The organism is Rhodoplanes roseus, from assembly GCF_003258865.1.
In the GTDB taxonomy this organism is placed as follows: domain Bacteria; phylum Pseudomonadota; class Alphaproteobacteria; order Rhizobiales; family Xanthobacteraceae; genus Rhodoplanes; species Rhodoplanes roseus.
Genome location: NZ_NPEX01000018.1, coordinates 1 through 13635, shown reverse-complemented (window position 1 = coordinate 13635; position 13635 = coordinate 1). Strand labels below are relative to the sequence as shown.

Here is a 13635-nt window from a genome sequence, read left to right as displayed (position 1 = left end):
ACTACCGATTAACCCACCAGCCGTGCCAGCGTCGGCGGCGGTTTTGAGGAGCCACGCGCCATTCGGCCACCAGTGCGTTCAACCGCCTGTCCTGCTCACAGAGGTCTGCATGCCAAATCCGCCTAAGCTCCTCGACATCCTGTTGTCGCTTGGCGATCGTCTTGACTCGATCCACATGCTCCTTTGTCTCCCAACCCTTCCCGATCCAGTCCCATGCTTCGTCATCGAAGGCGGACAGCGGAGCCATCTCGAGTTGGCACGCCTGCGCGACCGCGTCGTCACTCAGTCGTTCCGAGAACCACGTTGGGGCGGTCGGTACTGGACCGGAAGGTCTGCGACCACGCCGCGGGACCCCGAGCTTGTCGAGGAGATCGTGGATTGCGAGTCCGGCGCAGAGGTTTCGGATTTGATCCCAGTGAAAGCGGACCGGATCCGCACCGGAAGAGGACAAGTCGAAGGTCACGGGACCGAAGCGCTCGTGCTGCCAGTCGTTGCACCACTGATTCAGCTCGCCGGCCCAGTCTGGGATTGCGGGTACTCGGACCGCCACGTGCGCGAGCAAGCCGTCCTCGTCTCGATCGAACACGGCGATCACGTCGACCACCTCGTGAGCGCGGGGCGCCCGCTGTCCCAAGTCCCAGCAGAACGCCTTCAGGGCACCCATCCCGTCCGAATCCGATTTCGCGGCCGGACCTGGGCGGACCGTCAGGCCCGCGTTGATCAACACGTCGTAGTGTTGGATCAGAAAGCTCGCGAGGTTCATGACCTTGCGGACGTCCGCCGGCTCCAGGAAATTGATTCCATTCGGCGTGCGGCTGCCCTCTCCGTTGACTATCTCGGAAGCTCCGCAGGGCCTGACCACTCGCGATGGCACTGAGCCGTCCGTGATGATCGCGGACCGGTGCTCATCCTGTGTCCGGCAGTGCTTCAGCCCATTGCCGGCGAGTTCACCGAAGGATGCGAGGCTCAGCCAGCGCTCAGGGTCAGTGCGTAGCTCCCGTCCCGCCCAGTGACTAATCAATTTGTCCCAGTACGGGATCAGCTCCCGCCGTCCCTCAAGACCGAGGCGGAGGCGGAACTTCTCGATTACGGTCGCCCGACCATCTTCGAACGAATCCACGACCGGGTCGATGATCACGTCGCGCCCTCGAAGATCCCGGTAGTAAAGGGACGCCAGATAGGAATAAATCGACTGCACCTTCGCTTTCATGTCGTCCTGCCATCGCTCTAGCGCCAGGAGTTGCCCGCGGACATCGGCATCCGCCAGGGCGAAGAAGTACTCCACGAGGCAGGAGAGCGGCTCCAGACCGAAGGCGCTTTTGACGTTTTCGATCGTGACCGGGCCGAGGCTCGCGACGTGCTCTAGGCCGATGAGCAGGTCTCTCGGGTGTCCTTGCTTGATCGTGCAGAGGGTCTTCAATGCGGCTATACTGTAGGGGATTCCTTCACGTTGGGCGATCTCTTCCATGAACTGGACCGCCTCGGCCAATGCGAGCGCATTGACGTCCAATCGAATTAGCCGGGAATGCAGCGGGAGTTTCAGCGCGTCCGGCTCGGTCGTCGCGAAGCAGAATGAAACCCGATCGCTCCCCCGGTCGATGGCGGTGAGCAATACGTCGACCGCACTAGCCTCAAGAGCGTGAGCTTCGTCGAAGAACAGGGTCCTAGCGTGATGGTCTGCCGGCGCGCTGTTCACAGCCTGGACCCACGGCCCGACCTCCTCTGAAGAACCGCCGCGCAGCGGAACGTCGTACTCGAAGTAGCCAAAAGTCCTCGGATCGCGGCAGCAATCGCAGACGCCGCACGGCGAGCCCTCTGGGGTGAGATGCCGGCAGTTCAACGACATGTGAGTCAGCCGAGCAAGCGTGCTCTTCCCACTTCCGAATGCGCCCGCGAAGAGGAGATTCCGAGCCCTCTTGCCCCGCAAGGCGAGCTGCCGCAGCAACCGCACTGCCTCTCGCTGCCCCCGCACCTCTTCGAAAGTCCGCGGCGCATACTTTTTCGCCAGCGCGACCCCCGGGCTTGTTGAGTTGGTCTCACAGCTCATGTGGTTTAGGTCCGGTATGACGGAAGTGACGGAAGTGATGGAAGTGACGGGTGTGACGGGAGTGACGGGTGTGAGGGACATGATTGGTTCCGGATCGGAGGCGCGCTCGCCGCCGGCATTCTTGGCGGGGCTGCTGCTCACGGTTTTGAAAACCTGTACAATCGGCCCTCATTCATCTTGACGGTGTCGGCGAATGGTACACCGGAGCACCCGAGCCAGCGCCGCATTTCCGCTGAAAAGCGCGGTTCGGAAATCGTTTCGCGTGTGTCTGAGACGAAGAGTTCGTAGAGCCCCCGCGCACGTACGCCGTCTCTCGTGCGGATCCGCTTTACGTCATCGCGAGTGTCATCGAATGTTCGTAGCCACCCAAGGAGCGCGTTTTGCGGCTTCGAGGCGTCCTGATGACGGTACAGATCCCGAAGATGCGGCCCTAACGGAGTTGGCCCGAACGCATCGACAGACCGCCAGAGCAACTTGTAATTCGTATCCCGGACGATTTCCCAGAGTTTCGGGTCCCCTCCCTTTTCTGCGTTGCCATTTCGGAAATTGAGCTGAACGAAACGGCGGTGACCGGTCGGATCATCGACCAGCTTCTCGATGCCGAGATTCGAAGTGGCTATAGGGGTCGTGGCCTGGCGCACGTCCTCGCTCAGGGAGGTTCCGAGGCGGCGGCGTCTCATGGAAGTCGCCGTCAATATCGCTTTGAGCACCGGTGAGGATGCGCCGCTGAGTTTTTCGAGGTCATCGAGAAATAGGACCGGAAACCGAAATATGTCGGAGCTGCGTGGATCCGCGAGATCCGACAGTAGCGCCGCCCCTGTCGCCAACTCGTGCAGCGGGCCGATGAAACAACGACAGAATGTGGTTTTCCCGGATCCCTGAGTTTCACTGAACACGACGGGGACCAGATGGTGGTCGACAGGGCGGCCAAGAACCTTCTGAAATACTTGCCACACGAAGTGACGCAAGATCCCGATCGCAAGGCCTTGCTCCAACTCGAACAAGCCAGCCAGCCTCGCCCATTCGTCGGCGGCCCGATCAGTTTCCGAAGTTCCGGCCAACAGTGGTCTCAGCACGGCCTTTCGTCGCTGCACCTGCCGCGCTTTGACGGCCTGGCGCAGCGCAGAAACGAGATCTCCGACGCTGAGCTGGTGCTGATGACGTCGGGGATGCAGTCGGGCGCCGTCTAGTATATCCTTGAGTGAAATTGTTGGTTGGGTTAGAAAACGTTCCACATCCGCACGAGACTCTGCCTGTGTCGCGTACCCCTTCAGGAGAATCGTATCATCGAAGAGCACCTCGAGTCCGAGCTCATCCAGGTACTCTTCGATGAACCCAATCGCGTCGACTGGACCACGTGAGTCGGTGAAGTCGAAGTTCTCAGGTCCAGCGGCCAGTGACCGAGCATTGTCATCCATGTGCCGGCCCCCTTCGCCCCCTGGTCGGCTCTGCCGACGAATACTCGAGGTTCCGGGCTCCGCCTTGGCGCGCCGATAACCATGACAAAATATCTGCTACACGCCACCCGAGACGGCGCTCGCCGAGTTTGATGGGCGGAGGCAACTGCCCCGCCCAGTGCAATCGCCTGAAGTGGCTCAATGACACCCCGCACAGCCGGGCGGCTTCCCGGGTACGGAGCACCTGCTGTAGGGTCAGCGCGTTGATCGTGTTCATGCCGGGAAGATGCCGGATAAATGAACTCGGCACCTCCCCGTATTTCGTGCGCGGCCGGAAAAGATTTACGGATGCTACTCAGTCGCGTGACGCCTCTGAAACGCGCCGTCCGGTCAGGACCGGTTATCGTTTCGCAAGTGACCCAGCTCTGCCGCCGGCAACGAATTTCCGAGGGAGCGAGACGGCTGCGGGAGACCGAGGCTGATTCTGTTTGCGCAGATAGTTGGTGCGATCGCGTCTCGGCGCCGACCGCCGATGCCAGCGCACCGATCGAGCTTTTGCGAGGAAAGTGGCCTGCGGCCTCTCCGAAGCAGGGACACCTGGTCCGCCCGCTGACGGGGCTCACGGCTCGGGTGCAAATTCCGCTGTCACGACGGCATCTGTGGTTGTGGCTATGACGATGGGGCGGCGGTCATCTGATGCCTGCCGAATGACCGCTTCCAAATCGACAGTGACAGCATACCAACTGTTGAACTCGACGAACGAGACGAGGACTGTGCCCTCACGGACGATCACCTTTCGGACCTCGGCGAGGATTGGTGCGGTCTTTCTCATGGGTCGATGTTGCTCGTAATTCAGATCAATATCCACTACACCTCGTCCAGCGTTAGATCGTCATTGCGGTGATCGTGCGCTTCTGCTTGCGCGCCTTGCCGACTTCCACGCGCAACATCGCCGACAGCTTGTCGGCATAGGGATCGAGCTTGCTGGGACCGTCGGAAACTGTGAACCGCGGTTCGACGCCGTCCGATCGCAGATATTTGCGGACAGTGTTCCGCGAAAGTCCGGTGCGCCGAGCTATCTCCCGGATCGAGTAATGGTTCCGGTGGTGCCACCGACGGATGACGCTCAATAACTCCATGTCGATCACTCCGCTGTCCCCGAACGAATCGCGTCCGGGGAGGGTCGAACATGGGTCAATTCTCGGTGGAAAAATCCCCGCTGCCTGGGTCACTTCTCAGTGGAAATCAACATCTCCTAGTCGGGGACGGCTCGCCTGAGCCGGTTTCGGCTTAGGCGAACGGCCAGCCCTTGCCGCGTCGGGACGGCCGGGTCAAGGCCGCGCTAGCGCCCGAAGGGCTTGGCCTTGAGGCGGACGGCTCGGCGTGGCCCAGGCACGCAGGTGCCGAGGGCCTTGATCGTAAAACCGAAATCCGTCGGCAGGAGCCCGCCGTCTTCGCTTTCTGGCCGCGGCGCGGTCGCGTATCTCGTCGAAAGCCTGAGTCTTTTAAGTCAAGGCAAAAATTCGTTCTTTCCTCAGCGCAATTAGTGTACTTCCGTTCGTACGGCCCTTGCGGCCGTGAGCGACTAACTCCATTTTTCAGCAACCGGTTCTATTCAAGTCTTTAGGATTTGGCGATCCGACGGGATCGACGAGCGCTACCGGCCGTAGATGGTCCGGGCCTCTCCTTCGTGGACTTAATCATCAGCGTGGCGCGCGTCCGAGCCCGCGGTGTTTAGCGTAACAACGAACAGTGAATCCGAAGCTGGGCTTAGGCACGATCGTGACAACCGAGACCCAAAATGTACGACCCGAAGCAGGGTCGGAGATCAAGCCATACCGAGTGTTGAGCCTCGACGGCGGCGGCATGCGCGGTATCTACACCGCCGCTTTCCTCGACCGCCTCGTAACCCAGTTCGCGCGTACACGCGGCGTCGAAAGCCTCGATCTGGGCAAGGGTTTCGAACTTATCACTGGCACCAGCACTGGGGCGATGGTCGGCTGTGCTTTGGCGGTCGGTCGGCCGATGAGTGAGATCATCAAGATGTATCGCGACCATGGTCGCCAGATCTTTCCTCATCGGATTAAAGGCACCACCAGCGCGATCTGGCGCATGTTCGTGGGCGGTCGCTACGTCCGCAAGGGTGACAAGGTCCTGCGGACGGCTCTGACCGACGTACTCCGGGAGACGACCATGCTGGACGTCTTTCAGAAGCGCGGTCTGTCCCTCTCAATTCCTGCCGTCCTGATGAGCAGCCATCGGTCCTGGGTCTTCAAGAAGACGCCTATGAGCGGCGTGCGTGACGACCACTACAAGCTGGTCGATGTGTGCATGGCTTCCAGCGCGGCCCCAATCTTCCGGTCGCTAGCGGCCGTGGATGATCCTAACGGCGACCATGGCGTCGAGCAGATCTTCGCTGACGGCGGGCTGTGGGCGAACAATCCGATCATGGTCGGCCTGGCCGATGCCCTTGCGTGCGCCCCCCCGAAGACGCCCATCGAGATCTTCTCGCTAGGCACCTGCTCGCGACCGGAAGGCGAACTCATCCCTCCGTGGAAGGTCCACCGATCCATTTTGGGCTGGAAGATGGGGGCCGAGGCCGCCGGCCTCAGCATCACGGCCCAGGAGTTCGCTTTCGACAACATGGCCCGCTTTATCGGCAACAAGCTCACAGCGTTGGGGCAACCCGTCACCAGGCTACGCTTTCCGAACAAGGACCTGCCCGCAGAGATGATGAAATACCTCGCGCTCGACGATGCGCGCCCGGAAGCGTTGAAGCGTCTGATCCAGCAGGCGAGCAACGACGCGGATCTCGCTAAGAGCGCCTGCGACGACCCGAACAATCCCGACGGACGGATGGTGAAGGCCTTGATGATGAGTCTTCCGGCGATGCCGAAGACCGGCGTGGAGATGGAGACGGCAGCGTGAAAGATTGCGATGAACAGGTGAGAGGCTTCGAACGTGCTGAGGTGCGCATGTCGAGAGACGACCGCGCCGACATCTTTGGCAAGGCCAAGATCAACCGCGATCGGCTTCGCAACGGGCTCGATCGCAACGGCAGCCCCAAGGCCATCGGTTCGCGGACACAGGGCTCCTACGCGATGAAGACCATGATCCAGCACGACCGCAACGACTACGACGTTGACGACGGTGTCTACTTTAAACGAGACAAGCTTAAGGACGACAAAGGCCAGGACAAGGCCGCTGAGGACGCGAGGAAAATGGTTAGTGACGCGCTGCAGGACAAGCGCTTCGCGGACCAGCCGGAGCCGCGCAACAACTGCGTGCGAGTGTATTACAAGTCCGAAGGTTACCACGTCGACGTGCCCGTCTACAGAGAGAACCGCGAGACGGATCCGTTCACTGGCGTTGAGAAGAAGTCGTTCGAGATCGCCGCGGGCGACACCTGGAGAGTGTCGGATCCGCTGGCGAACACACAGTGGTTTAAGGAAGCGAATGCGAGCAAATCGCCCGATGCTTCCACCGACGGCAACGATGGTCAGTTCGTGCGCGTTGTCCGCCTGGCGAAAGCGTTCGCGCGCAGTCGTTATGGCTGGACGGATAAGATCGCGAGCGGCTTCACTATTTCTAAGCTGTGCTGCGACAACTTTGCGCGCGACGACGGCCGCGACGACAGGTCGTTCCGGCAGACGTTGCGCGGGATCAGTCTGCAACTCGCGCTCGGCATCGCCGTGCGCCACCCGGTGCTGAACGAGAACCTTGCCGAACCCGACGACGCCAAGACCGCCTTTCTGAAGGAAAAGATTGACGAGAACCTCAAGCACCTTGAGGTGCTCGATAAGCTCGATTGTACCCACGACGAAGCGATGAAGGCTTGGGACGCGCTGTTTTTTACCGACTGGTTCTCCAAACAGCCAGACCCTTCCAAGAAATCAAAGATCGAAAAGGCCAGCGGACCCGCGGTGATCAAGCAGGGCGAGAGCCGCTATGCGACGGAGCGCCGCCACGCGTGAACCTTCCGCTTGATGCGACGCCCGTGACCGACTCCGGCGTTTTCGGATTAGATGCCTGGTTCACCGGACTTGGCGACGAATATCTCGGGCGCATGCCGGTCGGCTCGCTGCGGCCCGGCATGGTCGAAGGCTGGCGGTTACGTTGGCGGGGCCGCGAATTTGAGATCCAGGTCGACGCTGATTTTCCCTTCAGCGTCGCTCGGCTCTACCTCGTGGGGTATTCGCGCGCGAGCGCGGAGCCGCACGTCGAAAAGGACGGCAAGCTCTGTCTTGCGACCAAGGCGGTGCCAGGCGACCGACTACGGACCGTCCAGGCGGCGCTCGCAGACGCCCTTCAGCTGCTGAAGGACAACGAGATCGGAAAGCACGACGACGACTTCCGCGACGATTTCGGTCTCTACTGGCTTTCATGGGCGACGCGCGGCGACCTCCGCGTCCAGGTCATGCCAGGCTCTGGCGGAGCGAGTAAGACCGTCGTCGCCCGGGCGGTAATGACGGACCGCGGACTACTGGTCTTTCCCGGCAAGGCTGAGGCCGCCAAGGTCATGAACAACCTGACCGGAGCGAGGCCGAAGTCGCTCAAGGAAACCCCAGTGATCGTCATCGATCCTCTTCCCGCTCCCGATCGCTATCCGGAAACCGCGGAAGAACTGTGGGCTCTTGTCGAAGCGCGATCGAACGACGGAGTCAATTTGCTGAAACGGCTGATGAGCAACACGCCAATGGAGGCTTTTGTTATTCTTGCGGGAAAGTCTCCGTCTGGACGCGAGCACTACGCAGCAACGTACCTCCGCAGGCCCTCGGACAGGGTCGGCAAGCCGCTGAAGCGGCGCGCCATGCGCAAGAGCATCGATCCGTCCAATGAGACAGCCAGGAGTGTATTCGGTCGCTTCAGGCTCGATCGCATCGTCACACAGCGGATGGATGCGGCGATCTCTCGCCTGCCCGAAGGCGTGCAGCAACAGTTAGCCGAAGCCAAGGTGATCGTTGCAGGCTGCGGCGCACTGGGATCCGGCGTAGCGCGGATGCTCGCGCAGGCGGGCGTCGCGCACTTATGGCTCGTCGACCCCGAGGAACTCGGCTGGGAAAACATCCGCCGACACGAACTCGGCGCCCTGGCCGTCAATACGGGCAAGGCGAAATCGCTGGCCAGCAGCATCCGTGCAAGTTTGCCGACGATCAGCTTGGTGGAAGGTCACCTCTCGACGTTCGCAGCATTCGCGCGTGAACACGCCGAAGTCCTCAAGGCCGCCAACCTGGTCGTCTCCTGCACAGGCGACTGGGCCGCCGACGCGTCCGTGGAAAACGCGCTCTCGCAATCCGGACAGAAGGCCGTGGCAGTCTACGGCTGGATGGAACCGCACGCGCTTGCGACCCATGCCGTTCTGATCGGAAATTCCGCAGCAAAACTCGCTGACGGCTTCAGCGATTATGGGCAATTCCGACTGCCCGTCGTCGCTGGCGGAAAGCCACCGCCCGCCGAATGCGGCGGCGCCTCCACTCCCTTCGGGGCTATCGAACTCGCCCATGCACAGGCCTTGGTCGCGCGGCTCGCCATCGACGCCTTGCGCGGCTTAGCGAGCGCGCCTGTCTGGCGAACCTGGCTCGCGGATGCGGCGGCATTCCAGGAAGCCGACGCATCCGTCACGTCCGGCTGGGCTGCGGCACGCGGACAACCGGACGAAGTCGGCGGCCCGTACGAAGGCGATTGGACGTTTCCGTGAGCGCGCAGGTTGTGACATTTGAGGTCCGCCATATCGTGGTTCGAATCGGCTCCCTGGCACTTGCTACGTTCGACGCTCACCGGCAACGCCGCTTCTATCAACGCGAGGCCGGCGGCCAGCTTTTCGCGCGCGTCCGCGCCGACGAATGGGAAATCGTCGCAGCGACCGGACCGAGGTCTCGGGACCGCCGCGGGCGCTTCTCGTTCCGGCCTCATCGCGCCTCCGAACAAGAGGAGATCTTCCAGCATCACGAACTGGGTCTGGATTATGTCGGCGACTGGCACACCCATCCCGAAGACGTGCCGAGGCCCTCTTTCGACGATCTTTCGAGCATCGCCAAGGTGGTCCGGCGATCCACGCATCACCTGCCGGGCTTCCTGCTTCTTATCGTCGGGCGGGATTCGTTTCCGGGCGGCCTCTGGGCCTCGTTCCATTCGATCGACGGCTTACGGTCAGACGCTAGAGCGGTTCCCGATCTGAGTGAATCGCGAGGGATTCCCAAGTCGGCGCGGAGGTGATTCAAGCTGTCTACCGGAGAGGGAGGCCGGCAGGCATGTCGCGAGCCCTTTCTCTCGATCTGCGGACGCGGGTTCTGAAGGCGGTCGCCGATGGAATGTCGCACCGGCAGGCTGGTGAGCGGTTCGGCGTCAGCGCCGCGAGTGTCAGTCGGTGGAGACGGCGCGTCGAGGTGCAGGGTGACGCCCGGCCGAAGGCGCTCGGGGGCGATCGACGGTCCGGCCGGATCGAGGCCTGCAAGGACCTGATCCTGGGCGTGCTCGCCGAGACACCCGACATCACCATCGAGGAGCTCCGCCGGACCCTCGCGGGCCAGGGGCACACGTTCGGTTTCGGCACGATCCAACGGTTCTTCGAGCGTCACCGGATCACGCGCAAAAAAAGACCGGGCATGCCAGCGAGCAGGATCGTCCCGACATCGTGAGGCGTCGGCAGGCCTGGTTCGACGGCCAGCTCGACCTCGACCCCGAGCGGCTGGTGTTCATCGACGAGACCTGGGCCTCCACCAACATGGCCCGGCGCTACGGCCGAGCGCCGCGAGGCGAGCGCCTGCGGGTCGGCATTCCGCATGGACACTGGAAGACGACCACGTTCGTGGCCGGGCTCACCTGCCGAGGGATGATAGCCCCGTTCGTCCTCGACGGCGCGATCAACCGCGAGGCTTTCGAGACCTATGTCGAGCACGTTCTCGTTCCCGCGCTCGCGCCCGGCGACATCGTCATCATGGACAATCTTTCGAGCCACAAGGGCCCCGCGGTCCGCGCCATGATCGAGGCGGCCGGCGCGAGCCTCCTCTACCTGCCGCCCTACAGTCCCGACTTCAATCCGATCGAGAACGCCTTCTCCAAGCTGAAGGCCCATCTCCGCAAGGCCGCCGAGCGAACCGTCGAAGGCCTATGGGCCGCGATCGGCGGCCTCGTCCGAACCTTCACCCCGACCGAATGCGCCAATTACTTCGCCGCCGCAGGATACGATGCAGCCTGATCGGATTCCGCTCTAAGGGCCCGTGGGGGAATTCTCGAATCTGTTGATGGGGTGGGGATTCCGCCGGTGACTCGGGCTCCCTAAATCCCGAGTATGGTGGACGATAGAGCGATCAGGATGCGGTATTTGGCGGTGAAGCCCGTGCTCGACGAGCGCGGGCGGCGCCGGTTCGCGGCGGCCGAGGCGATGGCGGCCGGTCGGGGTGGGATCGCGACGGTGTCGCGAATCACCGGGATCGCGCGCAGCACCATCGGGCGCGGGCTGGCGGAACTGCGCGGCACGTCGCCGCCCGAGGCGACGCCGGGCCGGGTGCGGCGGAAGGGCGCCGGGCGGCCGGCGCTGGTCGACAGCGATTCGACGCTGCTCGAGGACCTCGTCGCCCTGGTGGAGCCTTCGACCCGCGGCGACCCGATGGCGCCGCTGAAGTGGACCGCCAAGAGCTTGCGCCGGCTTTCGGCCGAACTCGGCCGGCTCGGCCACCGCATCTCGCCCAACGTGGTCGGCGAGGTGCTGCACGGGCTCGGCTACAGCCTGCAGGCCAACCGCAAGACCAAGGAAGGGGCGGACCATCCCGACCGCGACGCCCAGTTCACCTACATCAACGAGCAGGTTCAGGCGGCCATCACGGCCGGCGAGCCGGCGATCTCGGTCGACACCAAGAAGAAGGAGCTGGTCGGAGACTTCAAGAACGGCGGGCGCGAATGGTGTCCGAAGGGCCGGCCCGAACGCGTTCGCGTGCACGACTTCCTCGTCCCGGAACTCGGGCGCGCCTCGCCCTACGGGGTCTACGACATCGCCGACAATGCCGGCTGGGTGAGCGTCGGCATCGACAACGACACCGCGAGCTTCGCGGTCAATTCGATCCGGCGCTGGTGGAAGACCATGGGCCGCACCCGACACCCGCACGCGACCAAGCTGCTGATCACCGCCGATGCCGGTGGCAGCAACGGCGCACGGGTCCGCCTGTGGAAGCGCGAGCTGCAAACGCTCGCCACCGAGCTCGGCATCCCGATCACGGTCTGCCACCTGCCGCCCGGACCAGCAAGTGGAACCGGATCGAGCACCGTCTCTTCTCGGTCATCACCCAGAACTGGCGCGGCAAGCCGCTGGTCAGCCTGCAGACCATCGTCCAGTTGATCGCCGCCACCACCACCGATACCGGCCTGAAGGTCCGCTGCGAGATCGATCCGAACACCTATCCGGCCGGCGTGAAGATCTCCGATCAGGTGATGGACTCCATCGCCCTCGAACGCCACCCATTCCACGGCGACTGGAATTACACCATCCGGCCCAAAACCCCAGTCCCGAAGCGGTAATTTCCCCACGGGCCCTAAGGAGATGACCGTCCTCGCCTGCAGTGACCCCACGTCCCCTAGCGGCTGCTGTTGACGGCCGTTGAAATCGGTCGAGAACAGCGGCGCCGCCGCGTCGGAAACCGAACCTAGGCGGAACGCCCTCGCAAATCCCCAGACCAGCGTGGTGTCCGGATGACCGTCCGCAACAGCTTGCTCAGCCATCGCGTCTGATTCAGCAGGACGGGCGAAGAAAGCTTCCTTGGGCGCTGCCCTCGGAGTTGTTGTAGCCCCGTCGTTTCTTCGCATGCCACAGCTGTATACGGACTGCTTCTGCCTCGCTGATAGTACCGAATGACGTGATGCGAACGGTCCCGGGGCGGCCAATTCGGCCCCACTCGCGAACCAAGCTCCAACCGCCGAAAAGATCGGGTTGAACATCGAGCCTGTAGAAGCGCTCCAGGTTCTGCGCCAAGTCAATACGGGTGAGGTGGACAACGGTCATGTCCCCACCCTTGAAATCGTTGAACGGCTCACACCATAGCTGTCGCCGAGATCACGGGTCCCTTCCCCGTTCGCCAAGCGTTGGCGGATTTCCGTGACCTGCTTCGCGTTAAGCTTCGGTTTCCGCCCCATCTTCACGCCACGCTCACGGGCCACCTGGCGGCCCTCCTGGGTGCGCTTGATGATCCGCTGACGCTCATCCTCTGCCATCGAGCCCCGGTAATGTCTTAGGGGAAAGCGTGATGCCGTACTCCGGGGCGCTCTTAAGGCCGTCGTAGTTGCGGTCGACGAAAATACCATCCGGTTTGTTCCACCTCGCGGCAGGGATCAGGAACATGTCGGGCTCATGTCCATCACGGAACAGCGCGAGGGCGGCCAACAGGTTCGGCCGAATTTGGAACTTCGTCTTTCGGAAGAAGATGTAACCGGAGTTCCGGATGGACTTGACCTGCACGTCCCAATAACGGTCGGGCTCAAGCCGAATGACGAAATCGATGCCGCGGTCATCGACCTCGGCGGAGTACACGTCGAATCCGAACAGCGTAAACTGCATCTTGAAATAGTACTCGGCGTAGCGACCGACCTGAAGGTGGTTCAGCCGGCTCCATTGAAGTGCGCGCGCCTGGTGTGGAGGGCGAACCAAGTCGCTCATGGGTCAAATCCTCGCAGCCGACCTGGCGTCGACGATCCGGAGCAGATGGGTTGGCCAGCATAATCGTTTCGATTGCCTCGGCCGGATCACCAAAGCTGACGTCGCGGTGTGAGTGCAATTTCTTGTAGGAGCCGATTGCACCGGCAAACAGGCGCGGAACGCGCCTGGTGCTCCACGGGCTCGCTCTGCATATCGGTCAGCGGGCCTGTCCCGATGTCCTTCGCAGTCAGGCCAGCCGCCTCCCGGACGGTGACCTCGACGGCCTTCATGGCCTGAAACACGGCGACGTCGTACTCTGCCCGCATGAAGGCCTGCCAGCCAGTATCGGCGATGTCCAACCCAGGCCCCTTTTGATTCCGACGGGGGCCGGGCCGGAAGCAGACTCTCTTCGAGAGGCGAGCAGTTGTTGGCGGCGATACAAAATCCCTCGTCGGGTCTGTGACCAGGCAGACGGCTCCTAAACGAATCGTAGTTGCTCAGGGGTATGGCGGCGCGATGTCTCTGAGCAGGTTTTGACAAACTGGTACGTCGCTGATTCAACACTG

The 13635-nt window shown here is 62.4% G+C and carries 14 protein-coding genes and 1 pseudogene; 6 read left to right on the top strand and 9 right to left on the bottom strand.

The features are described 5' to 3' along the window. Position 1: 1 nt before the first annotated feature. From CH341_RS04490 to CH341_RS04470, 5 genes and pseudogenes are all read right to left on the bottom strand, one after another. The gene (locus CH341_RS04490) at positions 2-2188 is read right to left on the bottom strand and encodes an AAA family ATPase (RefSeq protein ID WP_146604371.1); all 2187 of its coding nucleotides are present in this window, start codon (positions 2186-2188) and stop codon (positions 2-4) included. Further along, a complete protein-coding gene (locus tag CH341_RS33590; protein ID WP_146604370.1) occupies positions 2185-3465 on the bottom strand; it encodes a VapE domain-containing protein in 1281 nt (426 codons plus the stop codon). The genes CH341_RS04490 and CH341_RS33590 overlap by 4 nt, the downstream gene beginning before the upstream one ends. Beyond that, the gene (locus CH341_RS36365; protein WP_111417831.1) at positions 3458-3721 is read right to left on the bottom strand and encodes a helix-turn-helix transcriptional regulator; all 264 of its coding nucleotides are present in this window, start codon (positions 3719-3721) and stop codon (positions 3458-3460) included. Before CH341_RS36365 ends, CH341_RS33590 begins: the two co-directional genes overlap by 8 nt. A gap of 342 nt (positions 3722-4063) precedes the next feature. Beyond that, positions 4064-4276: a hypothetical protein gene (locus CH341_RS04475; protein ID WP_111417830.1), complete on the bottom strand. Its 213-nt coding sequence runs from the start codon at positions 4274-4276 to the stop codon at positions 4064-4066. 73 nt (positions 4277-4349) lie between these two features. Continuing rightward, a pseudogene (locus CH341_RS04470) lies at positions 4350-4583 on the bottom strand (helix-turn-helix domain-containing protein); the annotation flags it as partial. Between the two features lie 703 nt (positions 4584-5286). Here CH341_RS04470 and CH341_RS04465 point away from each other — a divergent pair. From CH341_RS04465 to CH341_RS04440, 6 genes are all read left to right on the top strand, one after another. Beyond that, positions 5287-6372 (top strand): patatin-like phospholipase family protein, encoded by a 1086-nt coding sequence (locus CH341_RS04465; protein ID WP_245430876.1) that lies wholly within the window; start codon positions 5287-5289, stop codon positions 6370-6372. After that, complete coding sequence (locus CH341_RS04460; RefSeq protein WP_146604369.1) at positions 6369-7418, top strand: nucleotidyltransferase domain-containing protein; 1050 nt, start codon at positions 6369-6371, stop codon at positions 7416-7418. The genes CH341_RS04465 and CH341_RS04460 overlap by 4 nt, the downstream gene beginning before the upstream one ends. Further along, on the top strand, positions 7415-9142 hold the full coding sequence (locus CH341_RS04455) for a ThiF family adenylyltransferase (RefSeq protein ID WP_111417828.1): 1728 nt from the start codon (positions 7415-7417) through the stop codon (positions 9140-9142). Before CH341_RS04460 ends, CH341_RS04455 begins: the two co-directional genes overlap by 4 nt. Beyond that, positions 9139-9660: a Mov34/MPN/PAD-1 family protein gene (locus tag CH341_RS04450; protein ID WP_170149468.1), complete on the top strand. Its 522-nt coding sequence runs from the start codon at positions 9139-9141 to the stop codon at positions 9658-9660. The genes CH341_RS04455 and CH341_RS04450 overlap by 4 nt, the downstream gene beginning before the upstream one ends. Positions 9661-9695: 35 nt before the next feature. After that, positions 9696-10642, top strand: a protein-coding gene (locus CH341_RS04445) for an IS630 family transposase (protein WP_111417826.1) whose coding sequence is annotated in 2 segments (ribosomal slippage) — positions 9696-10044 and positions 10044-10642 — 948 coding nt in all. Because the reading frame shifts where the segments join, the coding sequence is not laid out codon by codon here. Between the two features lie 93 nt (positions 10643-10735). Next, positions 10736-11958, top strand: a protein-coding gene (locus tag CH341_RS04440) for an ISAzo13 family transposase (RefSeq protein WP_111417825.1) whose coding sequence is annotated in 2 segments (ribosomal slippage) — positions 10736-11681 and positions 11681-11958 — 1224 coding nt in all. Because the reading frame shifts where the segments join, the coding sequence is not laid out codon by codon here. 211 nt (positions 11959-12169) lie between these two features. Here CH341_RS04440 and CH341_RS04435 read toward each other — a convergent pair. From CH341_RS04435 to CH341_RS04420, 4 genes are all read right to left on the bottom strand, one after another. Continuing rightward, a complete protein-coding gene (locus tag CH341_RS04435; RefSeq protein WP_111417824.1) occupies positions 12170-12439 on the bottom strand; it encodes a WGR domain-containing protein in 270 nt (89 codons plus the stop codon). After that, positions 12436-12570, bottom strand: coding sequence for a helix-turn-helix domain-containing protein (locus CH341_RS36360; RefSeq protein WP_425376148.1), 135 nt, complete (start codon positions 12568-12570; stop codon positions 12436-12438). Before CH341_RS36360 ends, CH341_RS04435 begins: the two co-directional genes overlap by 4 nt. 64 nt (positions 12571-12634) lie before the next feature. After that, a complete protein-coding gene (locus CH341_RS04425; RefSeq protein WP_111417822.1) occupies positions 12635-13090 on the bottom strand; it encodes a DUF4365 domain-containing protein in 456 nt (151 codons plus the stop codon). A gap of 86 nt (positions 13091-13176) precedes the next feature. After that, a complete protein-coding gene (locus CH341_RS04420) occupies positions 13177-13428 on the bottom strand; it encodes a TIGR02391 family protein (protein WP_111417821.1) in 252 nt (83 codons plus the stop codon). Positions 13429-13635: the final 207 nt, after the last annotated feature.